The organism is Streptococcus pseudopneumoniae (assembly GCF_001076775.1).
GTDB classification, from domain to species: domain Bacteria; phylum Bacillota; class Bacilli; order Lactobacillales; family Streptococcaceae; genus Streptococcus; species Streptococcus pseudopneumoniae_G.
The window spans coordinates 113,244-139,098 of the sequence record NZ_JVGV01000007.1 but is presented as its reverse complement, the minus strand read 5'-3'; the positions used below and the strand labels follow the sequence as shown (position 1 = coordinate 139,098).

General features: G+C 40.2%; 26 protein-coding genes and 1 pseudogene. 4 read left to right on the top strand and 23 right to left on the bottom strand.

Going from position 1 to position 25,855, the window contains the following annotated elements; all coding sequences use genetic code 11:
* Window positions 1–11 precede the first annotated feature (11 nt).
* The 4 genes from ADJ60_RS01625 to ADJ60_RS01610 form a co-directional block, all read right to left on the bottom strand.
* Window positions 12–2,462: a bifunctional DnaQ family exonuclease/ATP-dependent helicase gene (locus ADJ60_RS01625; protein ID WP_049542995.1), complete on the bottom strand. Its 2,451-nt coding sequence runs from the start codon at window positions 2,460–2,462 to the stop codon at window positions 12–14.
* Window positions 2,463–2,660: 198 nt separating this feature from the next.
* Window positions 2,661–3,590 (bottom strand): peptidase U32 family protein, encoded by a 930-nt coding sequence (locus ADJ60_RS01620; RefSeq protein WP_049542993.1) that lies wholly within the window; start codon window positions 3,588–3,590, stop codon window positions 2,661–2,663.
* Window positions 3,591–3,717: 127 nt separating this feature from the next.
* Window positions 3,718–4,398, bottom strand: a complete 681-nt coding sequence (locus ADJ60_RS01615) for an ABC transporter ATP-binding protein (RefSeq protein ID WP_049542991.1) — start codon at window positions 4,396–4,398, stop codon at window positions 3,718–3,720.
* A 13-nt stretch (window positions 4,399–4,411) separates the two neighbouring features.
* Window positions 4,412–5,467: an ABC transporter permease gene (locus tag ADJ60_RS01610; protein ID WP_049542989.1), complete on the bottom strand. Its 1,056-nt coding sequence runs from the start codon at window positions 5,465–5,467 to the stop codon at window positions 4,412–4,414.
* Window positions 5,468–5,825: 358 nt separating this feature from the next.
* Here ADJ60_RS01610 and ADJ60_RS01605 point away from each other — a divergent pair, with 358 nt between their 5' ends.
* Complete coding sequence (locus ADJ60_RS01605) at window positions 5,826–6,113, top strand: DUF3270 domain-containing protein (protein WP_049488701.1); 288 nt, start codon at window positions 5,826–5,828, stop codon at window positions 6,111–6,113.
* 33 nt (window positions 6,114–6,146) lie between these two features.
* Here the strand turns inward: ADJ60_RS01605 and ciaH are convergent, their stop codons facing one another.
* From ciaH to ADJ60_RS01530, 15 genes and pseudogenes are all read right to left on the bottom strand, one after another.
* Entirely contained in the window at window positions 6,147–7,481 is a 1,335-nt protein-coding gene (gene ciaH / locus ADJ60_RS01600) for a two-component system sensor histidine kinase CiaH (protein WP_049542987.1), read from the bottom strand.
* The gene (gene ciaR / locus ADJ60_RS01595; RefSeq protein ID WP_049542984.1) at window positions 7,471–8,145 is read right to left on the bottom strand and encodes a two-component system response regulator CiaR; all 675 of its coding nucleotides are present in this window, start codon (window positions 8,143–8,145) and stop codon (window positions 7,471–7,473) included. The genes ciaH and ciaR overlap by 11 nt, the downstream gene beginning before the upstream one ends.
* Window positions 8,146–8,254: 109 nt before the next feature.
* Window positions 8,255–10,801: a M1 family metallopeptidase gene (locus ADJ60_RS01590; RefSeq protein ID WP_049542982.1), complete on the bottom strand. Its 2,547-nt coding sequence runs from the start codon at window positions 10,799–10,801 to the stop codon at window positions 8,255–8,257.
* Window positions 10,802–10,922: 121 nt separating this feature from the next.
* Window positions 10,923–11,363, bottom strand: coding sequence for an ASCH domain-containing protein (locus ADJ60_RS01585; RefSeq protein ID WP_049542979.1), 441 nt, complete (start codon window positions 11,361–11,363; stop codon window positions 10,923–10,925).
* Window positions 11,338–12,207: a putative PEP-binding protein gene (locus ADJ60_RS01580; RefSeq protein ID WP_049542977.1), complete on the bottom strand. Its 870-nt coding sequence runs from the start codon at window positions 12,205–12,207 to the stop codon at window positions 11,338–11,340. The genes ADJ60_RS01585 and ADJ60_RS01580 overlap by 26 nt, the downstream gene beginning before the upstream one ends.
* Window positions 12,185–12,502 (bottom strand): annotated as a pseudogene (locus tag ADJ60_RS01575) (NUDIX domain-containing protein). Before ADJ60_RS01575 ends, ADJ60_RS01580 begins: the two are co-directional and overlap by 23 nt.
* 10 nt (window positions 12,503–12,512) lie before the next feature.
* Window positions 12,513–13,211 carry a 3-oxoacyl-ACP reductase gene (locus tag ADJ60_RS01570; protein WP_049542975.1) on the bottom strand — a complete coding sequence of 233 codons (699 nt, stop codon included), beginning with the start codon at window positions 13,209–13,211 and terminating at the stop codon, window positions 12,513–12,515.
* A complete protein-coding gene (locus ADJ60_RS01565) occupies window positions 13,204–13,440 on the bottom strand; it encodes a DUF2829 domain-containing protein (protein ID WP_000141924.1) in 237 nt (78 codons plus the stop codon). The genes ADJ60_RS01570 and ADJ60_RS01565 overlap by 8 nt, the downstream gene beginning before the upstream one ends.
* A gap of 99 nt (window positions 13,441–13,539) precedes the next feature.
* Window positions 13,540–14,466 carry an aldo/keto reductase gene (locus tag ADJ60_RS01560; RefSeq protein WP_049542973.1) on the bottom strand — a complete coding sequence of 309 codons (927 nt, stop codon included), beginning with the start codon at window positions 14,464–14,466 and terminating at the stop codon, window positions 13,540–13,542.
* A gap of 74 nt (window positions 14,467–14,540) precedes the next feature.
* Window positions 14,541–15,356 carry a hypothetical protein gene (locus ADJ60_RS01555; RefSeq protein ID WP_000738387.1) on the bottom strand — a complete coding sequence of 272 codons (816 nt, stop codon included), beginning with the start codon at window positions 15,354–15,356 and terminating at the stop codon, window positions 14,541–14,543.
* A gap of 3 nt (window positions 15,357–15,359) precedes the next feature.
* Complete coding sequence (locus ADJ60_RS01550; RefSeq protein ID WP_000665421.1) at window positions 15,360–15,680, bottom strand: PadR family transcriptional regulator; 321 nt, start codon at window positions 15,678–15,680, stop codon at window positions 15,360–15,362.
* Between the two features lie 132 nt (window positions 15,681–15,812).
* Window positions 15,813–17,810: a methionine--tRNA ligase gene (metG, locus tag ADJ60_RS01545; RefSeq protein ID WP_049542972.1), complete on the bottom strand. Its 1,998-nt coding sequence runs from the start codon at window positions 17,808–17,810 to the stop codon at window positions 15,813–15,815.
* A 123-nt stretch (window positions 17,811–17,933) separates the two neighbouring features.
* The gene (locus ADJ60_RS01540) at window positions 17,934–19,193 is read right to left on the bottom strand and encodes an ABC transporter permease (protein WP_049542970.1); all 1,260 of its coding nucleotides are present in this window, start codon (window positions 19,191–19,193) and stop codon (window positions 17,934–17,936) included.
* A 1-nt stretch (window position 19,194) separates the two neighbouring features.
* Complete coding sequence (locus ADJ60_RS01535) at window positions 19,195–19,896, bottom strand: ABC transporter ATP-binding protein (RefSeq protein ID WP_049542968.1); 702 nt, start codon at window positions 19,894–19,896, stop codon at window positions 19,195–19,197.
* A complete protein-coding gene (locus ADJ60_RS01530; RefSeq protein ID WP_049542966.1) occupies window positions 19,880–21,082 on the bottom strand; it encodes an efflux RND transporter periplasmic adaptor subunit in 1,203 nt (400 codons plus the stop codon). The genes ADJ60_RS01535 and ADJ60_RS01530 overlap by 17 nt, the downstream gene beginning before the upstream one ends.
* A gap of 290 nt (window positions 21,083–21,372) precedes the next feature.
* On the opposite strand from ADJ60_RS01530, the gene gor reads away from it, so the two are divergent.
* Both gor and ADJ60_RS01520 read left to right on the top strand, forming a co-directional pair.
* Window positions 21,373–22,719 (top strand): glutathione-disulfide reductase, encoded by a 1,347-nt coding sequence (gor, locus tag ADJ60_RS01525; protein WP_049542964.1) that lies wholly within the window; start codon window positions 21,373–21,375, stop codon window positions 22,717–22,719.
* Between the two features lie 188 nt (window positions 22,720–22,907).
* Window positions 22,908–23,444 carry a biotin transporter BioY gene (locus ADJ60_RS01520; RefSeq protein WP_049542962.1) on the top strand — a complete coding sequence of 179 codons (537 nt, stop codon included), beginning with the start codon at window positions 22,908–22,910 and terminating at the stop codon, window positions 23,442–23,444.
* A gap of 159 nt (window positions 23,445–23,603) precedes the next feature.
* On the opposite strand, the gene ADJ60_RS01515 is transcribed toward ADJ60_RS01520, so the two are convergent.
* Entirely contained in the window at window positions 23,604–23,819 is a 216-nt protein-coding gene (locus ADJ60_RS01515) for a YdbC family protein (protein WP_049542960.1), read from the bottom strand.
* Window positions 23,820–23,917: 98 nt separating this feature from the next.
* Here ADJ60_RS01515 and ADJ60_RS01510 point away from each other — a divergent pair, with 98 nt between their 5' ends.
* Window positions 23,918–24,238, top strand: coding sequence for a hypothetical protein (locus ADJ60_RS01510; RefSeq protein WP_049542958.1), 321 nt, complete (start codon window positions 23,918–23,920; stop codon window positions 24,236–24,238).
* A gap of 30 nt (window positions 24,239–24,268) precedes the next feature.
* On the opposite strand, the gene ADJ60_RS01505 is transcribed toward ADJ60_RS01510, so the two are convergent.
* Genes ADJ60_RS01505 through rimM form a run of 3 tightly spaced genes read right to left on the bottom strand, consistent with a single transcriptional unit; the run spans window position 24,269 to window position 25,846 of the window.
* Complete coding sequence (locus ADJ60_RS01505; RefSeq protein WP_001196040.1) at window positions 24,269–24,607, bottom strand: ATP cone domain-containing protein; 339 nt, start codon at window positions 24,605–24,607, stop codon at window positions 24,269–24,271.
* A gap of 14 nt (window positions 24,608–24,621) precedes the next feature.
* Window positions 24,622–25,338: a tRNA (guanosine(37)-N1)-methyltransferase TrmD gene (trmD, locus tag ADJ60_RS01500; RefSeq protein WP_049542955.1), complete on the bottom strand. Its 717-nt coding sequence runs from the start codon at window positions 25,336–25,338 to the stop codon at window positions 24,622–24,624.
* Complete coding sequence (rimM, locus tag ADJ60_RS01495; protein WP_049542953.1) at window positions 25,328–25,846, bottom strand: ribosome maturation factor RimM; 519 nt, start codon at window positions 25,844–25,846, stop codon at window positions 25,328–25,330. The genes trmD and rimM overlap by 11 nt, the downstream gene beginning before the upstream one ends.
* Between the last annotated feature and the right edge of the window lie 9 nt (window positions 25,847–25,855).

Genomic DNA, 25,855 nt, shown 5'->3' with positions numbered 1-25,855 from the left:
AATACTATTTATCAAAGTTCATTTAAAAATTTATCAATAGCCTCATCAACTTCGGATTGAGAGACGGTTTTAACAATCGCTTCTTTTGCTAGAGAAGTCACAATTTGTTTGCCATATCGCTTTCCGACAATTCTCCTATCCAAAATCAGAGTTAAGGAACGTTGGTGTTCACGTCTCATACTTCTTCCTAAAGCCTGTTTTAAACGAATAATGGCCATTGGCAATTGATAATCATAAAAGGCATTTTTCCCTTCTTGAATTAGTTCCTGATTGATCTTTTTCGTCAAGGGTTCTTGGGGGTTTTGGAAAGGAAGTCTTGGTACAATTTGAATCACAAAAGAATGACTTGAAAAATCAACTCCCTCCCAGAAACTTGCTGCACCTAGCAGGATTTGTTGTTCACCTTTTTCAAAGCGTTTCTTCAGTTGATGAACATCCCCATTTTTATACTGGGCCAAGTGGCTAACTGGAAGTAAATCCGACACTGCTAGAAGCATGTCTTTAGCAGTAAAGAGAACTAAAATAGGTTGCTGGAAATCTTGAACATCCATCAGCAAATCAGTTACCTCTTTGGCGTAGACTTCTAAGGAGGTTTCTGTTACCAGGGGAAAATCTTTGACCAAGACCACTTCTTGATCCTGTTTTTTACCAGCTTCAATCTTAACAAATTTAGCTTCGGGATAGCCTAACAGGTCTGCCAAAGAAACTCTCTGACTAATCTCAAGAGTAGCCGACACTCCCAAGACTTGACATGAATCAGGCACTAAAGAAGATAGGAGAATACGTCCTGATTTCGTAGAAGAAATTTGAATTTTCTTTTGACTCGTTTCAATTGCTTCAAGCCAGTAGTCTCGGTCAGCTGTAAAATAGCGAACCAGCTCCTCAAAGCCTTCTACCTCTAATTCTGAAAAATACTGGTGGAGATTGGCAAGAGAATCTAAGATATTTTTCCTAGATTTTCCAGACTGAAATTGTTCTATCAAGTAGAAGCACTCAAAGCGAATACTTTCTAGTATTCGTTGCTGAACCTTATTTTGCTCCTCCAGTAAAGCCTTATCAAGCAAATCGATAATAGACTGGATATCGTAGGTCTCTTGAAGCAGATTTTCTAGAGCCAACAATATCTTTTGAACTTCATCAATAATCAATAAACGGTCGCTGACAAATTCAGGATTATCTTCCAGTCTGGTTACAAGATAGGCATGATTGGTCACTAAAAGCTTGCAGGTTTGTGCCTTTTCTTGACTACGTTTCCAAAAATCTTCCGTCACAAATAAGCTTTGAGATGATAAATTCCCGTCATGACGAAGATCTGTTAGAAAATGTTGGTAACGGTAGAGTTGACCAATTTCATCAAAATCTCCTGTCTCTGTCTCAGTCAGCCAGACCAAGAGTTGCATTTTAAAGCGTCTAAATAAGCGATTTTCATCATTTTCCTGCAAGGAACGATAAAAGGCATCCAACTTCAGATAATTGTGTGGTCCCTTTAAACTATGAATATCTATATGGAACACATCCTTAAGACGTTTACCTTCTTCTTCCATGATCTGATTTTGAAGAATCTTTGTCGGAACACTAAGAACAATTTGACGCTCTTTGGCTTGAGATAAAGCGGATAAGAGATAGCCATAGGTTTTCCCAATCCCTGTCGGTGCTTGAATTAATGAGACAGGCTCATCTTTCAATAGCAAGCCAACCTCTTTAGCAAAACTTTCTTGCTCCTCCCTCACTTCAAGATTTAACAGAGAAATATTTTTAGAAAAATCTTGGGATAGTTTTCGTGGCTCCAGGGGAGCTCCAGTTTTCTTGAAATACAGTCCTTGAACTTCGACCAAGTCTGGTGAACTCAGGATAGATTTGTTTCGATAAATTTCTTCAATAAGCAGGTAGGACTCGTATAGGAGGGCGTCAGCCATTTCCAGCAAGCGTTCCAAGAGACCTTTAGGAAGCTGGGTCATCTTTTCTCGTAAAAAAAGAAGTAATTCCGCTGTAGCTTGGGCATCTGAAAGGGCTGTGTGAGCATGTTTTAGAGGAATTCCTAATTCTCGACACAATATCGGCAAGCTATATTTTTCCAGTTCAGGGAAAAAGACCTGAGCCAATTCGACCGTGTCAACACGAGGATTTCTTAGTTCATAGCCTTCAAAAAATAAATTTTCCGCCAAGAGATTAGCATCAAACTGAACATTATGGGCTACAAAAATCCCGTCCTCCACCAAGTCAAAGATTTTTCTAGCAACTTGCGAAAAATCAGGTGCTTGCGCCAGACGTTGGTCTGTCAATCCTGTCAGTTCTTTGATATGAGCATCCAAAGGTTCATGTGGATTGACATCTGTCGTATAGTGATCAACGATTTTTCCGTCCTCAATCACAACAATTCCCACTTGGATAATTTTAGCCTTACTACCTGTGCTAGTTGCCTCTAAATCCACCACAACATAGCGATTACCAATCATTTTCATTATAAAAAATTATACCAAAAAAAGGGCCATTTGGCACCTGCAAACATGGGATAATTTTCAAACTCAAGAACACTACTTGTCTTAAAAATCCCATCAAATAGAGCATCCTATCCTACTAATTCTTTGAAAATATTGGAGAATATGAAAAATTGAGAGAAGAAATGTTTGCATCTTCCTTCTCTCAACGAATCATTTACTTTATTTAACCATGTCAGGATCGTAATCATAGAATCCTGTATCAAGGAAACGGTTCTTAGGGTGTAACTTGCGTACTTCCTCATCCAGCAAGAAAGCTTGGTCATGGCTAAAGTTACCCTCTTGAATCGAGCTACGCGCTTGGATAAAGAGTTTTGCAATCTCAACAAAGTTCTGACCTGGAGTGTAGAGCCCTTCTAGTTTCCAGTGAGTGAAACCATGCTCCACCAATTCTGTCAATTTGGTCATCAAATCAAGGTCATTGTTGGCAAAGATGTGGGTACCATGATTGTCTTCAAAAATGGAATAATGGCTCTCAGGGTCACTTGGCTCAGCCAAAAAGAGGTCACGCTTGCGCGTCTTTTCATCATCGATGTGCGTAAAGTTATAGTAATTTTGCAAGAGCGGACGTTTAGAATGATGGATAACGCTAGCTCCGTAAACCAAAACTTCAGCAGGAATTTCCAAAATCTCTGGCATTTTGAAAAGTTCAGCTGATGGAATTTCACGCGCCAAAACAGCCTCAGATGCGCCAGCCTTTTGTCCCCAGAAGTTAATCTGGCGACTGCTTGTCACCATAGTTGAAGCATCATAGATGGTCTTAAAGGAATAACCATCGCGGTTGACAACGTAAAAGACACCTGCATCCCCAATCGTAATGTAGTCTGTCTGGATTTCTTCCAAAAAGTCTAAGAAAGGCTTGATACGATCCATCATATCTTGGTGCATGAGGGCGTTAACCGCAACAATCAATTCCTTACCTGCTTCATGAACCACCTTAGCAATTTCACGCAATTTGTCATGACTAAAGGTTGTTGGCAGACGAAGGCCAAAATCTTTCTCACCGACATAGATACGGTCTACGCCAGCTTCGAGCAGTTGTTTAACTTGTTCAATACTTTCAGCAGTTGCTGTAATGATAATCTTTTCCATAAGAAAAATTATACCACATTTCTCAAAAATCAGCTATGAATACTGGGAATTTTCTAAAAAAGGCAAAGTCATTTTTTAAGGTTTGCAATTAAAAAGTGAACAGTAACTAGCACAGTTCACTCTCATTTTATGTAAGTGATTTTTCAACTAGGTAACCATCATTCATAACATAAATACGGTCAACCTTATCAAGAAGTCGTGTATCATGTGTAATCATGATAACTCCTCTACCTTGTTCGTGGGCAATGGCAGCCAACATCTCCGTTACTTGGTAAGCACGCTGGGTATCCAGACTGGCTGTCGGCTCATCTGCAAGAACGATGCTTGGATTGTTATAAAGTGCTCTAGCAATTGCGGCCCGTTGACATTCGCCACCTGATAAAGCCTTGGGATACTGATCTTGTACCTTTTCCAAATCCAACAAGTCAAGTAACTCTTTTCGATCACTTTTACTATTTTTTCCCTTATCTAGTCTGTCAATCAAATCCAGCTGTTCCTTGACCGTTAGAAAAGGAATTAAGTTTGAAGCCTGAAGAATAAAGCCAAACTCTCTAAAACGGAGGTCTGTTTTCTCCTTCTCCGTCAAACTACCTGTTTCCTTCCCCTTTACCAAAATCTTTCCACTCGATGCTTCCTGAAGTTGTCCTAGAGTCGTTAGAAAAGTCGTCTTTCCAGAACCTGAAGGCCCAACGATAGCTACGAACTCTCCTGCATTTAGCTGAAAATTCGTCTCATGCAGGGCTACGACTTTCATCTTTCCTTCCCCGTAGGTTTTTGTCACTTGAGTCATTTCAATCAATGCTGTCATACTATTCTCCTTATCATTCTGCAATCGCAGTAATCGGGTCCACCTTTAGCAAGCGTGGAAGTGAAATGACACCACCTAGCATGGCCATCAAACAAATCACCAAGCTTAGGACAGAATAGGCTAACCAACTTGGGTAGAAAAAGAAGGTAGCTGGCAAGACTAAAATCACTCCTCCAATAGCAAGCAAGGCTAAAGCGATCCCCATACCAGCTAGGAAGAAGATTTGACAGAAAAGAGACCATACAATAGTTTTGATCTGTATTCCCTGAGCCCGCATTATTCCATAAAGTCCTAGTTTTTGTATGGTAATGATATAAACAAATATACCCACAATCAAGCCTGTAATGATAATCATAGCAAGAATCATCCCTGAAAATACATTAACTTGAGGTGTGTAACCAGGAATTTTCGAAATCATTTTTGGGATGGAAATCTGTTTCAATCCATCGCCAGCCAATTCTATATCATTTTTCAATACCAAGGCAGAGATCGATTTATTAGATTTTAAAGTTCCTTGTAAGGTCCAATAAGTTGTCAAACTCGAAAAGACAACAGGCTCAGTAAAAAATTTATTTCCTTGAGTCAGCCCTACAATCTTGTAACTTACTTCGCTTCCATTGAGTTGAATGGCATCACCTAGCTTGATTCCATAATTCTCAAAGGACTGATCCACAACCACCTCATCGTCCCCTTCAGGATAACGCCCCTCCTTCAAACTAGGTGAAATAAAAGAGTCCCACTCCTGAGCAAAGATGGAAACATTGACCTTTTCACTATCACCGACTAGATTGGTCACAGCGAACATATAACCCAGTGGAGCTGCCTCTTTAGAACTCTTATCCTTATAATCCTTTTCAGGAATAAAAGATGCCGTCAAATTATCATTTGCGTAGTCAGATAAAACCACACCCGTCGCTTGCCAATTATCAATAGCGGCTCGGTTGTTTCGCACAAGACCAAGAGCTAAGCTGGTCATAAAAAAGACCATGAAAGCGATAAGAAAAATGGTAGTTAAAATCAAACTATATCGAAGTTTGTTTTGTAATATTTCTTTGATAGCAAGATACATGCTTATCTCCTTTAACTTTTCAAGAGGTATCGATTAGACACCCTACTACTATAAAAATAGGAGACAGAAAATCTGTCTCTGTATTCAAAACAAATCTCACTAATCAAATTAAATAAAATCAAGAAAATAAGGAAACACATTTTCGTAAAAAAGAATCATTTGGTAGCTCTATTTCCTTGATAATATAAGCAATTATGAATATTAATAAGTATTTGGTGTCCATCCATCCTATCATTTTCACATTATGGTGTCAAGAAAAGTGATTTTGAAAAGGGACTTTATTCTTTTTGTAACCTTTCTGTAATAATTCTCTGCTGAAAAAATGATAAAATAGGTATGTACTGTTAAGGAGAGAATAATGCCCGTAAGAAAATTACAATCCTATGAGGTAGACTATCAAGAAGAATTAAGTCAGCAGGTTCCTCGCTATCAAGATTATACACCTGAAGCGCAATCTGATGCCAATCTCAAGGAAATCCTATTTTTTGTTAATATCGCTGTTTTTTGTATCTGTATTGCTATCTTTAGTTTTATCTTTTTAGCATTAAAATTATCACCTGCTCTTGCATTTGCCGCAGCAATCGGATCCAGCTTACTTGTTTTAAAAGTTCAACGGTCTATCATCAAACGAAAACGTAGAAGATAAATCCAAAATATCGCCCCGTCTGGAGCGATATTTTTATTTTTTCTTTTTAGATGGTGTGTGGATGGCAATCTTCACTTCAAAGATTGTTCCCTTTGGTTTATTATCTTTAACAGTAATGGTTCCTTTTAGGGCATCTACAATTTGTTTGGCTAGGGATAATCCTAAACCAAAACCACCTTTTTGACGGGTTCTAGCCTTGTCCACTCGATAAAAACGATCAAAAATTTTCTTCTTATCTTCTGCTGAAATACCGACTCCATTGTCGGAAACTAGCAAATAAAGATTACGATCAGTCGCTGAAATCATAAAATCAATTTCACCATCCTCCTCAGTATATTTGATAGCATTATCAAATAGGATGGTCATCAGTTGTTTTAGTAAAAGCTGATCTGTGACAATAGTTCGATGGATCCGATTTTCAAAACGGAAGACACGGTCATTTTCAGAAGCAATCATCTCATAGTTTGTGAAAGTCGTATTGAAAAAACTAGTTGGAACTTCTGCTAGTTCCGGCTTAATCCCATCATCTCTACGAGCTAAATTCAACAAGTTCGTCGTCAAAAAACGCATATTTCGGACTTCTTCCAAACTAGATGCAATGCTTTCACTCACATCCATAATGGTAGCTTCTGGCTTACGGAAAAGGGTCTCTAAACGATTTTGCAAAACTGCAAGTGGAGTTCGTAACTCATGACTGGCATTTTCCACAAAGGACTGTTGCTTCTGCATGCTCTCAAGCAGAGGACGAACACTGACCCTAGCTAGATAGAGACTGGCAAGCAAAGACAGAATCCAGAAACTTGCCATCACAACCACAATCAATTGCTCATGCTTTTGACTGGCCTGCTCCAACTGACTGGTATTTATCAAGACAGCGGCATACTTGATATTGGTTGATACCGAACTAATATTCGTTTCCATCAAAATCATGCGATAGATTTCTTCCTGTCCATAGCTATTAAAAACTTGAATCTGATAGATATGACCTAGTTCTTTTTTCTCTAACTTAATCTTATCCAATCCCAAAAATCGATTTCCAGAAAGGAGCTGGGTAAAATTCTTATCAAAAAGAATAACCTCCGTATTGGAACTGACATTGGGTTTCACCTCAGTCTTGCTAGTATCTGTAGCGGCATTCTCTAAATCTTTAATCTCTTCTGTTGCCCTATTTACAGCAAGCTGAATAACTGCTTGAGGATTTTCACTCAGCCCATGAAGCTTATCATCCACCGAAGTATAAAGACTCGAGTGCATGACCTGTAAAATAATCAGAGTCATGGTAGAGAAAATCAGGGTGAAGACACCGAAGTTGCGAATAAAATAACTAAAGTCATCCGCATACCATGTTTTTTTTAGTTTACTGAACATCTTTTAAAATATACCCAACACTACGCAAGGTTTGCAAATTCTCTGCAAAAGTGGTTCCTTTTAATTTCTTACGGACTTTTGAAACATAGACTTCAACAACCGAAATCGTTGTATCACTATCAAATCCCCATAGACGATCAAAAATCTGAGTCTTAGGCAAAATAACATTTTGATTTTGAAGGAAATAAACTAATAAATCGAACTCTTTCCCCAACAATTCGACAGGAGTATCTTCGACTTTAACGGTATTGGTTGACAAATTAACCACAATATTTCCATAAGTCAAGCTGTTTTCATTAAATTTACCTGAACGTTTGAGAAGGGCTTGAATCCGCATTTTGAGTTCTTCTAGGTAGAAAGGTTTGGTCAGATAATCATCTGCTCCCAGTTCAAATCCATGTCCCTTGTCATCCAAACTTTCCTTGGCAGTCATGATCAGAACTGGAGTCGTAATCCCCTTTTCACGCAATTCTTTCAAGACTTGGAAGCCATTTTTTTCAGGTAACATCAAATCGAGCAAAATCAAATCATAGACTCCACTCTCAGCTTCGTAGAGACCTTCTTCCCCATCAAATACCTGCATAACATCCGCAAAATCGTCTAAAAAGTCAAATACTGAATTTGACAGGCCTAGGTCATCCTCAACTAATAAGATTTTTATCATGAGAAACTCCTCCTTATTAAAACCATTATACCAAATTTGCCTAAAAAAAAAACTCAACTCTCTGCATTTTACATGAGAAAGCTGAGTTTTCTTTTTATTCTAGGCTTATTTATGCGTTTCCGTATTGAAGAACGACTGCTTCCACTGCAGCTTTTTCACGGTTAATCAAGTCAACACGCGCTGCAATCTCCTTGATTCCCATACCGATGTTACGGCTAAGAGCAAGGTCAGAAAGTTGTGGTTCAAAGAATTCCTTGTACTCTGCCAAACGTTGCTGAGTCTTAAATACGTGAGCAGGAAGGATAACAAAGCTATCAAAGCTCATATCTCCACCAAGAGCTGCCTTAATCCAAGCCCAGTTTTCACGCGCCCAAGACCAAGCTGTTTCCTGAGTTACTTGGTGAGCTAGGAATTGGTAATACCAAGCAGACAAGTCCTGCGGTTTCACCACAAATTTGTCCTTCCAAGCAGCAATCAAGGTTTGGATATTGTCCGCATCTTTACTATAGGCAAGAGCGGCTGCCAACTGACGTTTAAAGACAGCATCTGTTGCGTGCGTATAAGTATCAAGATAAAGTGCTAACAAGTCTTTGGTCTCATGATGTTTCATCTCATTGATCAGAACTTGTGAGCGAATAGCTGCTGGAAGTCCTGCAAGCTGATCCTTGTGAGCTTCGAAGATTTGGCTAGCGACTTGACTAGCTTCTGCATCATTTGAGCGAATCATCATAGAAATGGCCAACTGACGAACCAACTCATCCTCATCTGATTCGCCATCTTTAGCTTCAAAACCAAGACGGTCATAGTTGTGACGAGCCAATTTAGCAACCAAGGCTTTGAAGGCTCTTTCAGCTTCTGTTCCTTCATCGATAAAGCGCTCAAGGGCAGAAATTACTTGAGAGACAGCTGAAACGACAAGGTAAGATTCTTCTTTAGCAAGTTTATCAAAGACTGGAAGCAAGTCTGCATAAGAAATGTGCCCTGCTTCAGCAAGCAAGCGACGTTCTTGGACGATTTGCAGTTTGCTTGTATTATCAAGCTCAACTAGGTCAGCAAGAATAGCATCTAGCAAGTCTCCTTGATAGTCTGTAATGTAGTGAGCTGTATTTTCAGTGTTGAGACGAAGAGCTCCATCATTTTCAGCAAGAAGGGCTGCGTAGCCAGGGATTTCGATGCTTTCAGTTTCGAGTGTATCAGGCAAACCTTTCCAGTTGCTGTTTAGTGGCACAACCCAGAGACGGTTCTTATCTTCGTGCTCACCGATGAAGAATTGTTTTTGTGAAATCTTCAAGACATCATTTTCAACTTTAACAGTGAGAACTGGGTAACCAGGCTGTTCCAACCAAGAATCCATGAAGGCTGAAACATCACGGCCAGACGCTTGACCAAGAGCATCCCAAAGGTCACGACCAATTGTATTGCTGTACTGATGTTTTTCAAAGTAGGCATGCAAACCTTTGGCAAAATCGGCATCACCTAGCCAACGACGAAGCATGTGCATGAGGCGACTTCCTTTGGCATAGACGATAGCTCCGTCAAAGAGCGTATTGATTTCATCTGGATGTTTAACTTCGACGTGGACAGACTGAACACCATCAGTCGCATCTCGTTCAAGAGCGTGAGGCACTCCACCTGTTTGGAAATCTTCAAAGATATTCCAGCTTGGCTCAATGGCATCCACACAGACATATTCCATCATGTTAGCAAAGCTTTCATTGAGCCAAAGGTCATCCCACCATTTCATAGTAACGAGATTGCCAAACCATTGGTGAGCCAATTCATGGGCCACAACAAGGGCAACTTGTTGACGACTGGCAAATGTAGAGTTTTCATCTACAATTAAGCAAACTTCACGGTAGGTCACAAGACCCCAGTTTTCCATAGCACCAGCTGAGAAGTCAGGAAGGGCGATATGGAGAGATTGAGGGATTGGATACTTAACTCCATAGTAATCTTCGTAAAACTCGATTGAGCGAACAGCGATGTCCAGTGAGAAATCAAGGTTAGATAATGGGTGGGCTTTGGTTGAGTAGACACCTACAAGGGTACCGTTTTTAGTTTTAGCCGTCACACCTTGCAAATCACCCGCAACAAAGGCTAACAAGTAAGAAGACATGCGAGGTGTTGTCTCAAACTTCCAGATACCTGTTTCCTTACGGTTTTCAACATCGATTTCTGGCATGTTAGACAAGGCCAATTCACCTTCTGCTTGGTCAAAACGTAGAGAGAGGTCAAAAGTTGCTTTGGCTTCTGGCTCATCCACACATGGAAAGGCTTCGCGCGCAAAATGACTCTCGAACTGAGTAGACAAAACTTCCTTCTTGATTCCATCAACTGTGTAATAAGAAGGGTAAATCCCTGTCATGTTGTCTGTAATTTTTCCTGAGAAAGCGATAGCCACTTTAACTTGACCAGCCTCAGCTAATTCAATATGAAGGGCTTCATTTTCATGGTCAACTGTAAATGGACGAGCTTCCCCTGCAACTTCTGCAGAAGCGATTTCCAAGTCTTTTTGGTGGAGGGAGATGCGGTCACTCTGTGCTTGACCAGTGATGGTCACTTTCCCTGAAAACGTCTTGGTCTCACGACTCAAGTCTAAAAATAAATCATAATGTTCAGGAACAAATTGCGTAATAAAATGTTCAACTGCTTGCATAGTTTTCTCCTATCTAAGTTTAAGAGCTAGAGCTCTTCTTCAAACAAACTTATTATATCATGTTTTGCTGGAGAAAAAAGGATTGGACGGCGATTTCCAAAACTTTCTTCCTTCTAATAGTCTACAGTGGGTAGACCTTGCGAAATTCTTCTAAAACAACCTTGCTTTCAGGTGTAAAAGTCAGTCCTACTTCTTTCAGCCACTCGGCGAAACAATTCTCATGAACCTGACGCCAATAGGTAAGTGATTTGTCTCCCTCACCTTCCTTATAGGCATGTTCAGCTGACACTCGATTGAAGGATTCAACAGAAACCTTTGTAATTTCGACAATACAGACAGCCTGATTTTGACTGTCTAAAATGACATCAAAGGTCCCTTCTTGAGGAAGAGACTCGGCTTCTAGTGCATAGAGGTCGTAGGCTGAGGCTGTTGCAGTCTTTTCGCCTTTTAAAACCAAATCTGCTAAAAGATCTGGTTCCACTCCAAAAGCCCAAGCATCGATTTCATCTCCTATAGAGGGGTTAATTTTCTTGTAGTCATTCCACATTTCTTGCGGTGTCATGGGTGCTCCTTTGTAATTTTTTACTTTCTTCTTTTATGTGTTTAAGATGATCTGGATGGTCAATCTCTAAATTAAAAATCTCTGGAATAGAACTATAGTGGATAATGCATTCGATACCCATCTGATTCATTTTTTGTATGAAAGAAGTATTCAGATAGCCTGCTACAGCAAAATCAATCTTTTCCATCCTTGCTTTATCCTGCATCTGTATTAACATATCTAACATAATTGGACTTTCCATATCATGCCATTGACTGTTTCTCACAGTGGCAAAAACAAAAGAAGTCAAATCATTCATTCCAACTACAATCTTTGAAATATCAGCTTCCAGTATGCTGTCCAAGTCAAAATATGCTGACGGTAATTCAATCATCGTGGCAATTTTCCCAGTAAAACCCTGCTGACGCAATACTGTAATAGCTTGCTTTAACTGCTCAGCATCATTGACAAAAGGAAAGATAACAGATAGATTGGGATTGTTTTGATAAACTTCTGTAACGACATGTGCTTCAGCCTGAAATTCATCCGGACACGCCAGCAAACGCCTCGTTCCTCTATATCCAAACAAGGGATGATTTTCATCAAAATACTCTTTAGTCCCCTTTAGACAATTAGCTTCTGTATTCGTTAATTCAGAAAAACGATACCAAACTTCCTTACCTGAGTACAGGGAGCAAATAGTATCAAGATAATCTTTCACAAATTTCTGGCAACTTGGTAGTAGTATGTTTTGGTTGAGTTCTCTCAACAAGTATTCCCCACGAATCATTCCAATGTGGTGAAATAGTTGTGGGTAAACTTTTTCATCAAGTTTTTCGCCACTAAGAGCAAGTTGGTTTTTCATCATTCACCTTCCAATTCATGTAAGAAGTCTTGTCCAATTCTGGAAATACTAATAACTCTGCTTTGACCTTCAAAACTAGTGACGATGCATTTTATTTGGAATAACTTCTAACACTAAATCCCGTCTCTTACATAACTTCTCTAGTCAGCGTTTCCGTCAGTCCTTCACCAAGTTACTGACTGCCTCCAGGTAGATCATACCGATGTTGATAAGGGCCTCTCGTTTTTTCAATGCAGAGTAACTTCCCATTTTCAAAGCAAACAGCGTAGACTCCAAAGTGATTTTTGATTTCCATTCAACGCCTCCTACTTCAAAGACCAGCCACCATCTATTGTCAGAATTTGTCCCTGCATGGCAGATGCCTTTCCACTGGCCAAAAAGAGACTGACTTCTGCCACTTCTTCTGACTCAATCCAGCGCTTGATTGGCGTTTCACTAGCCACCCAGTCCGCTAAACCACCTGGCTCAAAATCTGCAGCGGTCATAGCTGTCTTGACTGCTCCTGGAGCGATACCAAAGACCTGAATTCCAGTTTCAGCATAGTCTAGAGCCAACTGCTTGGTGAAGCCAGCCAAGGCGTGCTTCGAAGAAGTATAGGCGTGTCCACCGCCACCTGCTAGGCTAGAAGCAATGGAGCACATATTGATAATGGATCCTTTTTTATTCTCCAACATTTTGGTCAAATAATACCGAGTCAACTCTACTGGAGTAACGTAGTTGATTTCAAAAATCTCTTGAATTTCCTGCGCTGATTGTTCCAATAGGGGTTTGTAATCATCCAAAACTCCAGCAGTATTGCACAAAACATCAACCTGAGGACACCAATCAAAAATAGGCTCCAAGTTCAAGGTCAAATCTCTCTGTAAAAAGTGGAAATCACCCTCTAAGAGTGGATTTTCACCTTGGTCAACTCCATAAACTTGATAGTCCTTCTCTAAAAAAAGTCGAGCCTGAGCCAGGCCGATCCCTGAACTCACTCCCGTAATCAATACACGTCTAGTCATGCACTTCTACCCAATCCGTCGCCAAAACATCACAAGGTGTCGGACTCCACATGGAAAAACCCTCTCCCTCCCCAGAAACGTTGATTAGGAAATAGGGTGTCACTTCAAGTGCAACCCCATTTTGCTCGATAGTGTCAAAAAGTTGGACATAGTTTTCAGCACCTCCCCAACCAGTTCGTACATATTTTTTCTTATCCTTTAACCCAGGTAGAATTTCTTCAAATGTCATGTTTTTCTCCTTTAATATCAATAATCCTCCCCTTCATTATAACAAAAAAACCGCTTTAAAACGGCTTTTTGACTGTGATTTATTTACATCTGCTTCTACTTACGGCAAATTATTCCCTGCAGCAAGATAAATTTCATACCATTCTTTTCTTGTTAAGCTAAAGTTTGCCGCTTGGCTAACTTCTCTCAAGTGCTTAGGATTTGTGGTACCTACAACTGCCTGCATTTTTGCTGGATAACGCAATATCCAAGAAATGGCAATAGTTGAAGAGGTTACTCCATATTTAATAGCTAAACGATCAAGTACTTGATTTAAAGCTTGAAATTTCTCATTTCCAACAAAATTCCCTTTAAAATACCCGAATTGTAAGACAGACCATGCTTGAATGACCACATCGTGTAATTTGCAATATTCAAAAATGCTGCCATCTCGCATAGTTGCTTGACTACCTTCCATATTAACATGAAAACCTGATTCGAATCCTGGAGTAAAAGCCGCACTCAATTGTAGCTGATTAACAGCTAACGGCTGCTTGACATCTTTTTTAAGCAACTCCATCATCATAGGATTTTGATTAGAAACTCCAAAATTTCGAACCTTACCTTGTTTATAAAGGAAATCAAATGCTTCTGCTACTTGGTCAGATTCCATCAAAGCATCTGGTCGATGAAGAAGCAAGCTATCTAAATAATCAACCTGCAATCTTTCTAAAATCCCATCAACTGATTGTAATATATACTCTTTTGAAAAATCAAAATAGGTAAATTCTTCTATGCGAATGCCACATTTGGACTGAATCCACATCTCTTCTCTTAAATCTGGACGATTTTTTAGGACAAGACCTAACAGTTCTTCACAACGACCACGACCATAAATATCAGCCAAGTCAAAAGCATTGATTCCAACAGACAGTGCTGTTTCTACAAGCTCTTCAACTTCTTTTACAGACTTATCTTCTATTCTCATCATTCCGAGAACAATTTCTGATAATTCTTTGTCATCTTGACCAAGAGTTATGTATCTCATCAAATTTTTCTCCTTAAATTTCTAACATTCTTCCCTTCATTATAACAAAAAACCGTTTTGCAACGGCTTTTTGACTATATTTCACTCCATTTTATCTTCTTAAACCCACGGAACAAGAGAAAAATACCAATAAAAAGAACAGCTAAAGGAATGAATTTTGTAAGGAAAACATTTGAAATTCCCATCCACTTATAGTAACGAAGCAGAGAACCTACCACAAGATGGGCAACAATCATACTGACAAAGGGACGAAAGACCGCTTCTTTCCAATTCCAAATACTGATGACTAGAGAAAGCGTAAAAACAAGGAAACTATCCCAGGGAGCAGGAAGATAAAAGGCTCCTTCTTGTATGAAACTTCCCATTCCTACATATCCTAGAACGACTAGCAGAACAAGAATTCCAACGACAATATAAGTGCCAATTTTCATCTTAGGAGAATCTTGGACTAGCCCCCAACGTAAGATTGTGGCCACAAGTCCAAATCCAATCAGAAAAAGAAGAAGTTGCCCTAAAAATGTGAGCAAATTGACTGTTAAGAGAGAACCTTTAGAAAAATCACTTAGTAGTTGATAATAACGTAATACCGCTAGGACAAGAATTGGCGTCAAAAGGGACTCCTTGATAGAACTGCGAGGTGCTTCCTTGAGCATCTCTTTCATTAATTTTTTAGGATTCTTACCTAGATAATCCTCTGCACTCATTCCGTCTCGTTCTGCTTCTGAGAAATCTAACATCATCAAATAGATCTGCTCTCTGAGGTAGTCCTCATCATAGAGAAATCCAGCAAGATTAAAACTATCCCACAGTTCCTCAAAATACTTTTGATTCTCCTCAGAAAACTCATGTAGCAAAGCGCTTGTTTCTTCATAATACTTCATTTTCTTCATGGTTTACCCTCCATTCTTAATTCCTTCTACTTTTTGACTCAAATCGTCCCATTGTTGCCAAAAGACCGAGACACGATCTTCTCCTTCTTTCGTTAACGAAAAATACTTCCGATCTGGACCATCTGGCGACGGGCGCATGTCGCCTCTTATCCATTGATTTTTTTCTAACTTTTGCAACAAAGGATAAATAGTTCCTGGAACGATAGTATCAAATCCAGCCTCTCGCAAAGTCTGAACCAACTCATAACCATATCGCTCTTTTTGACCAATCATATCCAAGACACAACCTTCAAGAACACCTTTTAATAGTTGAGTTTCTTTCATCCCTTCTCCCTTCTAATCTATTTGGTAATACCTACTAGTGACTTCATCTATAATATACCACTTTCACACTAGTTTGTAAAGCATAATAGTTAAATAAAAAACAGAACTAGCATGAACTAGTCCTGTATACTTTTACCCAATCACACTTCCATTCGGTACAGCTGAGTCAACTGTGAGAAGGGTTAATTTTCCATCATGTTCAGCTGATAGGATCATACCTTGACTGACATATTTCTTCATCATCTTACGAGGTTTGAGATTGGCAACGATTTGAACTTTCTTGCCGACCAATTCTTGTTCATTTGGATAGTATTTTGCAATTCCTGAGAGGATTTGACGATCTTCACCATCACCAGCATCCAAGCGGAATTGAAGCAACTTATCTGAACCTTCTACTTTAGACACTTCTTTGACTTCTGCGACACGGATTTCGACCTTGTCAAAGTCTTCAAACTTGATTTCTTCCTTGTTTAGTTTGAGTTCAACTTCGTCTGGGTTCCACTCTTTTTCGACTGCTGGTTTGTTGCCTTCCATTTGTTCCTTGATATAGGCGATTTCTTCTTCCATATCCAGACGTGGGAAGATTGGTGTTCCTTTGGCAACTACAGTCACATCTTCTGGGAAGTCAACCAAGTTCAAGTTTTCAAGGCTCGCTACTTCTTCTAAGCCAAGTTGATTCAAGACTGCACGACTGGTTTCCATCATAAATGGCTCAATCAAGTGAGCAACGACACGAAGGCTAGCTGCCAAGTGACTCATGACACTTGCCAATTGATCGCGAAGTGCTTCATCCTTAGCCAAGACCCATGGTGCGGTCTCATCGATGTATTTATTAGTACGTGAAATAAGAGTCCATACTGCTTCTAGGGCACGTGGGTAGTCAACTGCTTCCATGTAGGTGTGGTAGTCAGCGATTGATTGTTCTGCAACGTCAGCAAGAGCATGGTCAAACTCTGTTACACCTTCTACATAGGCAGGAATTTGCCCATCAAAGTACTTGTTAATCATAGAAACCGTACGGTTGAGGAGGTTTCCAAGGTCATTGGCCAATTCGTAGTTAATACGGCCTACATAGTCTTCAGGAGTGAAAGTTCCGTCTGAACCAACTGGAAGGCTACGCATGAGGTAGTAACGAAGTGGATCTAGTCCAAAACGCTCTATCAACATTTCAGGATAGACAACATTCCCTTTAGATTTAGACATCTTTCCGTCTTTCATGACAAACCAACCATGACCAATCAAACGTTCTGGCAATTTGATATCCAACATCATAAGAAGGATTGGCCAGTAGATTGAGTGAAAACGAAGGATGTCTTTTCCAACCATGTGGAAGACTGTTCCGTTCCAGAACTTGTCAAAGTTAGCGTGTTCGTCTTGATCGTAGCCAAGAGCTGTCACATAGTTGAGCAGAGCATCAAACCAAACGTAGACAACGTGTTTAGGATTTGATGGTACTGGAACACCCCATGTAAAGGTTGTGCGAGAAACTGCCAAATCCTCTAAACCTGGCTCGATGAAGTTGCGAAGCATTTCATTCAGACGACCATCTGGAGTGATAAAGTCAGGATGGGACTTGAAAAATTCGACCAAACGATCTTGGTATTTGCTGAGACGAAGGAAGTATGATTCTTCAGATACCCATTCAACCTCGTGTCCTGATGGAGCGATACCTCCCGTTACATTTCCGGCTTCATCACGGAATACTTCTGCAAGCTGGCTTTCTGTAAAGAATTCCTCATCTGAAACTGAATACCAACCAGAATATTCACCCAAATAGATATCATCTTGAGCCAGCAAGCGCTCAAATACTTGAGCCACTACTTTTTCATGGTAATCATCCGTTGTACGGATGAATTTATCGTATGAGATATCGAGTAATTGCCAGAGTTCTTTGACTCCAACTGCCATCCCATCAACATAGGCTTGAGGTGTGATGCCAGCTTCTTCTGCTTTCTGCTGGATTTTCTGACCATGCTCATCAAGACCTGTCAGATAAAAGACATCGTAGCCCATCAGGCGTTTGTAACGTGCTAGGACATCACAGGCGATGGTTGTGTAGGCAGAACCGATATGAAGTTTACCAGATGGATAGTAAATCGGCGTTGTAATATAAAAATTCTTTTCAGACATAATTTTTCCTTTCCAGGCAAATGAAACCTGTTTTTCTAACACTTCATTATATCACATTTTTAAGGATTTTCGATAGAGAAATCTATACAAAAACAAGATAGACAAGTGTCCATCTTGTTGATTCTATTCATAACGAAGAGCTTCAATTGGATCAAGTTTCGATGCCTTGTTGGCTGGCAAAACTCCAAAAATCATACCCACGCTAGCTGAAACTGCAAGACTAAATAGGGCAACTGGGATTGATACTCCTACTTCTATACCAGCTATCAATCCTTGTAAGAGTAGACCAGCTATAGCTGTTAAGCCTGTCGCAATGGTTAGACCAATAACTCCACCAAGCAAGGTCAAAATCATGGATTCAATCAAAAACTGAATTAAAATATTGGCACGCGTTGCACCCAAAGCCTTACGGAGACCAATCTCACGCGTACGCTCTGTAACAGAAACCAGCATGATGTTCATAACACCAGTCCCTCCAACAAAAAGTGAAATTCCTGCAATGGCACTAATAATCGTAGTTATAAAGCCGAACAGTTGTTGTACTTCTTGGAAGGCTGCAGTCGCATCTGCCACCTGATACTCCCCTTGCTGAAGACCAGCAATCTCGGTCAATTTTCTAGCTAATTCTGGTCCCACTGTTGGTGTCAAACTGGTATCATTAACTCGGAAAACAATATCAGAAATTTCATCCATATTGAAGTTATTGGCAAGAGAAATATTAGTCGTAATGGGAAGTCCACCAATACCAAATGTCTTGACAGCCTTGGCCTCATCGCTAGTATAAACACCAATAACACGATAGCTAAAGCCACCAACATCTATAATCTTGTTAACAGCTTCTTGAGCGGATCCGAACAGACTGTTAGCAAGTTCCTGGTCTAGCAAAATGACACTGGCCACATCTTTATAATCCTGAGCTATAAGACTACGACCTGCAACAATTTCATTTTCAACCGCCTTCATGTAAGTAATATTTCCACCTGTCAAGCTAGCGCGCTCAACCTTTTTATCTTTATAAGACAGGGTCGTATTTGTCGAGTTGGTTACATAGTAACTATCTACACCCTTAAGTTTGGCCGCCTCCTTAACCCAAGCTTCTTGCGGTTTTGGTGGTTCCACAGGAACATCCTCTTCTTTCCCAGAAACTGTCAAAGCTGATTGCTTTTGGGTAAAAGACCCATCTTTACTTTTAATGGGTGAGAAAAAGACATGGATATTTTTCTGTGACTTGGTCATATTCTTATTGACCTGACGAGACATGGAATCCCCCAGAGCCATAATAACAACAACTGATGAAACACCAATGATAATCCCAATCATAGTGAGAAAAGAGCGCATCTTGTGGGCCATGATAGATGAAAAGGCAAATTTCAGATTCTGCATCTTAGTTTTCCTCCTTCTCTAACTGCGAACTGTCAGACGAAATAACTCCATCTCGAATGACAATCTGGCGTTTAGCATAAGCAGCGATTTCAGGCTCATGCGTTACCATGATAATGGTTTTTCCTTCTTTGTTCAACTCAACCAATAGTTGCATAATTTGGTTCCCTGTTTTGGTATCCAAGGCTCCTGTCGGTTCGTCCGCTAGGATAATAGAAGGATTGTTTACCAAGGCACGCGCAATAGCCACACGTTGCTTTTGACCACCAGATAATTCTGAAGGCAAATGGTGACTGCGTTCTGTCAATTCAACCTTATCTAAATATTCCTCAGCTAACTTGCGACGTTTTGAAGATGAAACTCCCGCGTAAATCAAGGGCAATTCTACGTTTTGCAGAGCATTAAGTTTAGATAGAAGAAAGAACTGCTGAAAGACAAATCCGATTTGTTGGTTACGGATCTTGGCTAGTTGTTTTTCACCTAGTCCCGCCACTTCTTGGCCTTCAAGATAATACTCTCCACTGGTTGGTGTATCCAACATCCCAATCGTATTCATTAGAGTGGACTTACCAGACCCAGAGGGTCCCATGATGGCAACAAACTCACCCTCATTCACTTCTAGGTTGATATTTTTGAGAACCTGCAGTTCTTGGTCACCATTACGGTAACTTCTGCAGATATTTTTTAGACTAATTAGTTTCTTCATCAGCCTTCACCTCTTTTCCTTCCTCTAGAGAAGACGTTGGGTTACTGATGACCTTGACTCCATTTGTCAGACCTGAAGTGATTTCTTGGTTGTCTGCATCAGCATTGCCCAAACCAACTTCCACTTTCTTGGCCTTTTTCTGCTCGTCAAGCACCCAGACATAGTTCTTATCATTTTCAGTCACAACACTTGTTAGAGGAACCAAAATGGCTTTACTCTTATTCTTGACCTCAACGCTTACTGAAAATCCTTGTTTCAAATCACCAATTTCACTCGTAACATCAATGGTATATGGATATTTAGAGCCAGAATTACCAGCTGCTGCTGCAGCCGCTGCACTTGCTGCTTCGCCATTATTTTTAGGGTAGTCAGAGATATAGCTAATCTTACCTGTCCAGCTCTTATCTTGGTAAACTTTAGAAGTAAAGGTTACTTCTTGACCGACAGATAAGTTGGCAAGGTTGTATTCAGATAGTTCACCCTTAACTTGCAAGTTTTCATTGCTTACGACATGAACTACCACTTGGCTTGCTCCTGTTGGAGATTTGGAAACGTTACGATTGACTTCGACCACAGTTCCCTCTAGGGTACTGAGAACCGTCATGGCATCCAACTGACTTTGAGCCTTGCTTAATTGCGCTGCTGCATCTGCACGAGCATCACGAGCATCACCTAATTGTGCATCAATAGATGACACTGCATTTCCTGAGACTGGAGCTGGAGTTTGGGCTGCAGCTCCTTCGCCTCCTGCTGGTACTGGTAACTGGGGAGCTGAAGCAGCTTCATTTCGTGCTTGATTGAGTTCATTGATATGACGATCTGCCTTAGCAACTGCTCGACTCGCTGAATCATAGGCCGCCTGGGCTTCTGAACTACTGTACTTGACTAAAGCCTGTCCTTCACTGACCTTATCACCCACAGAAACAAGGATTTCATCTAAATCTCCCTTACTAGTATCAAAATAAACATATTGTTCATTTTTTGCTGTTACTGTCCCTGACAATAAAACAGAGGACGCCACGCTTCCTTCCTTGGCAACAACAAGATGAGTAGGCTCATCTTTTACCGCGGTCTGAGATGGTTGTCTAAAGAGCAAAATGCCCCCAGCACCTAATACAACTACACTGGCAGCACCGATTGCTGCATACAATTGCCACTTTTTAGCTTTACGATTCTTCTTCATAATGAAACTCCTTTTTGATTTAAAGTCCTTAACAATATTATATAAAAATTAGCAAATATAAACAATAACCGTTCAGAACGAAATAATGACATTTCAGGATTTGATTATTGTTCGGAATCTATTTTTATTGCCATTGTACTAGTTATATAATACACTTTATTTTTCCTTTTTGCAAGCCTTTTCTTTAATTTTTTTGAACGTAGCAGATTTTTGCAATCAGATAAAAAAAAAGATAGAATATGACTATCAAAAAATGACACTCTACTATTTAAAAGAGTATAAAGGAGTTTTCAATGAGAGAATATGATATCATTGCTATCGGTGGTGGTAGCGGAGGAATTGCTACCATGAACCGTGCTGGTGAACACGGAGCCAAAGCGGCCGTTATTGAGGAAAAGAAATTAGGTGGAACTTGCGTCAATGTCGGTTGTGTTCCTAAAAAAATCATGTGGTACGGGGCACAAATCGCTGAGACTTTCCATCAATTTGGAGAAGACTACGGCTTTAAGACTACTGATCTTAACTTTGACTTTACAACCCTACGTCGTAATCGTGAAGCCTATATTGATCGCGCTCGTTCTTCTTATGATGGAAGTTTTAAACGCAACGGTGTAGACTTGATTGAAGGTCATGCTGAATTTGTAGATTCTCATACTGTCAGCGTAAATGGTGAACTGATTCGTGCTAAACATATCGTGATTGCTACTGGTGCCCATCCAAGTATTCCAAACATTCCTGGTGCTGAACTAGGTGGCTCTTCTGATGATGTATTTGCCTGGGAAGAACTTCCAGAGTCAGTTGCTATTCTAGGTGCTGGTTATATCGCCGTTGAATTGGCTGGCGTACTCCACACTTTCGGTGTCAAGACAGACCTCTTTGTTCGTCACGATCGCCCTTTACGTGGTTTTGATTCTTACATCGTTGAAGGTTTGGTTAAGGAAATGGAAAGAACAAACTTACCACTTCATACTCACAAAGTCCCTGTCAAGTTAGAAAAAACTGCTGAAGGCATTACCATTCATTTTGAAGATGGTACTAGTCACACAGCTAGTCAAGTTATCTGGGCTACTGGTCGCCGTCCAAACGTTAAGGGCTTGCAACTTGAAAAAGCTGGAGTAACTCTGAACGAACGTGGCTTTATCCAAGTGGATGAATACCAAAATACTGTTGTTGAGGGAATCTACGCTCTAGGTGATGTAACGGGTGAAAAAGAACTGACTCCAGTTGCTATCAAGGCAGGACGTACCCTATCTGAACGCCTCTTTAACGAAAAAACTACTGCAAAAATGGACTACTCAACTATTCCAACTGTTGTCTTTTCACACCCTGCTATCGGAACTGTTGGGCTGACAGAAGAGCAAGCTATTAAAGAATACGGCCAAGACCAAATCAAGGTTTACAAATCAAGCTTCACTTCTATGTACTCTGCTTGCACTTGCAACCGTCAAGAAACTCGTTTCAAATTGATCACAGCTGGTTCAGAAGAAAAAGTTGTCGGACTTCATGGAATTGGATACGGTGTTGATGAAATGATTCAAGGATTTGCTGTTGCTATCAAAATGGGAGCAACCAAAGCAGACTTTGATGCAACTGTGGCGATTCACCCAACTGCATCCGAAGAATTTGTAACTATGCGTTAATCGAAGCAAAAGAAGCTGATACAAATGTGTCTGCTTCTTTTTTGATGATTTACAATCGATGAAAACAACTTACCCAGTAAGCAAAATCGGCCGTTACAGTTTTTGTTACCTTGAATTTATAAATAGGTTGACAATAATTACTCTACGAGTATAATAGTTACTATACATCAGAAAAGAGGTTAACTATTTTGAAAAAAGCTCACGTTTATGCCATCCCTGCTATTGGTGCTGCTCTCATTGCTGTTTTAGCACAAATCAGTATTCCAATTGGACCTGTCCCCTTCACTCTGCAAAACTTTGCAATCGGCTTGATTGCTACTGTCTTTAGACCGAGGGAGGCTGTACTTTCTGTTGGACTCTATCTTCTTCTAGGTGCTATCGGTCTTCCTGTCTTTGCAGGAGGTGGAGCTGGTTTTCAGGCGTTGGTTGGTCCTACTGCAGGCTATCTTTGGTTTTATCTCGTTTACTCTGGACTTACTTCCTCTCTAACCAACAGCAAGAGTGGTGTTGTCAAGATTTTTCTTGCAAACCTTTTGGGTGATGCTCTTGTCTTTGTCGGCGGGATTCTCAGCTTACATTTCCTAGCTGGAATGCCATTTGAAAAAGCTCTTATTGTGGGGGTATTTCCCTTTATCATCCCAGATCTTGGTAAAATTATTGCTATTAGTTTTATTAGCCGTCCATTACTTCAACGCCTTAAAAATCAAGCTTACTTTGCTAACTAAAAAAGGATATCGAGTTGTCATGACTCAATATCCTTTTCTTTCATTTTGAAAACTTATACTCAATGAAAATCAAAGAGCAAACTAGGAAGCTAGCCGCAGGCTGTACTTGAGTACGGCAAGGCGAAGCTGACGCGGTTTGAATTTGATTTTCGAAGAGTATTATTTACCTTTAAAGGCATCCACCATCGTTTGAAATTCTTCATTGGAGAGAGTAATCCCTTTGCCCATTTTAGTATGATCTGGGCTCCAAGCACGAATATCAAACTTTGCAGGAGCACCATTAAAGCTCACACGGTTGATTTCCTTAGTCCAACCTTTTTCGTTTTCAGAAAGAGTCAACAAGTGCTCTTCGATTTCAAATGTAAATTCTGCCATTTTCTTCTCCTTTTTTAGCTTTCATTTGATTATTCGTAAAATCTTGTAGATTTTAGGAAAATTTTATATAATATTGATATAAAAGAAGGGAGGCCATTATGAGACATAAATTCCAGCAAGTTCTAGATAAAATACATGACTTTTTAAATGGACATGAAGAACTAGACCAGACTGAAAGCAACTCCCTTACAGCCACTATTGAAGAGGCTATCCAGAAACAAACCGCTGTTCACCTTATCTTGTCTGAGACAAGTTTTACAGGTGACATCATCAAATACGATCAGCAACGCCAGCAAATTATCGTGAAAAATTTTGCCAAAAATGTGACCCGTATTATCCGCATAAGCGATATTCAACGCCTACGATTTGTCCCTTCAACTGTCCAAACAGCCCAAAAAAATAGATTTAAGAAAGAGTGAGATGTAGTTGCTTCATCCCACTCTTTTTTCTTAGCGAATTTGTTCAAAATGTAAATGAACTGCGATATGATCTCCATAACCACTTCTTTCCAAGTCACGTTGTAGACGATAGGAAATGTAGTGTTCTGCAATGGTAATGTAACCTGCACCTAGTAGACGATGTTCAACCATAGACTGAATCATGCTAATGGTAGCACGTTCCACCTTGGCCTCTTCCAAATCCAAAACCACTTTCTTAGTGACTTGTGCAAGGTTTTGACGCAAATCATCTGTCAATACATAGACAGTCTGGGCTGCCTTTAAGATAGCTTGGTAAATCTTATCTGGATTAAATTCAGCAATTTCTCCATCACGTTTGATTACTTGCATAGGTTTCTCCTTTATTATTTGTTTTCTTTAATTTCTGCCAGCATTTTTTCTTCTTCTGCTGTCAGTTGATAATGTTCAAGCAAATCCGGTCTGCGTTCATAGGTTTTCTTTAAACTCTCATACAGGCGCCACTGACGAATCTTTTCATGGTGTCCACTCATCAGTACATCTGGCACGACCATCCCTCGATAATCATAAGGGCGTGTGTACTGAGGGTATTCGAGAAGGCCTGAAGAAAAACTATCATCTTGGTGGCTAGACTCCTTGCCAATCACTTCTGGAATCAGGCGAACCGTCGCATCAATCATGGTCATGGCTGCCAATTCTCCACCAGTCAGGACATAGTCCCCCAGGGAAATCTCATCTGTCACCAAGGTCTTAATGCGCTCATCATAACCCTCGTAGTGCCCACAGATAAAGATTAGCTCTTCCTCTTGAGACAAATCCTCGGCATAAGCTTGATCAAACTGCTTTCCAGCAGGATCGAGGAGAATGACGCGCGGATTTTTCTTTTCAATAGCATCAAAGGCATCGAAAATGGGTTGTGCTCGGAGCAACATCCCCTGACCGCCTCCGTAGGGCTCATCGTCGACATGGCGGGCCTTTTCAGCATTTTCTCGAAAATTATGATACTGGATATCCAAGAGCCCCTTTTCTCGAGCCTTTCCAACGATTGAGTGCTCTAGCGGAGAAAACATCTCTGGAAAAAGGGTTAAAATATCAATCTTCATCGTCTAACCCTTCTAAGATTTCTACATCGACGCGGTTATTTGGAATATCAACATTTAGAACCACTGGTGGGATATAAGGCAAGAGCAAGTCACGCTTGCCTTTTCGCTTAACCACCCAGACATCGTTGGCACCTGGTTGCAGGATTTCCTTGATGGTTCCAATCAAGTTATCACCCTCATAGACTTCCAAACCGATAATCTCGTGATAATAAAATTCACCTTCGTCTAGGTCATTCAAATTTTCCTCAGCAACCTTGAGACTGTATCCCTTGTACTTTTCAATAGCATTGATATGGTACATATCTTTGAATTTAATGATATCAAAGTTCTTCTGTTTACGATGGCTAGCGATGGTCACTGTTTGAACAAACTGATCTTTTTCATCAAATAAGGCTAGCTCAGTACCTTTTTTAAACCGTTCTTCTGCAAAATCCGTCACAGACAAGACTCGCATCTCACCCTGCAACCCTTGCGTATTGACGATTTTCCCAACATTAAAGTAGTTCATCTTGTCTCC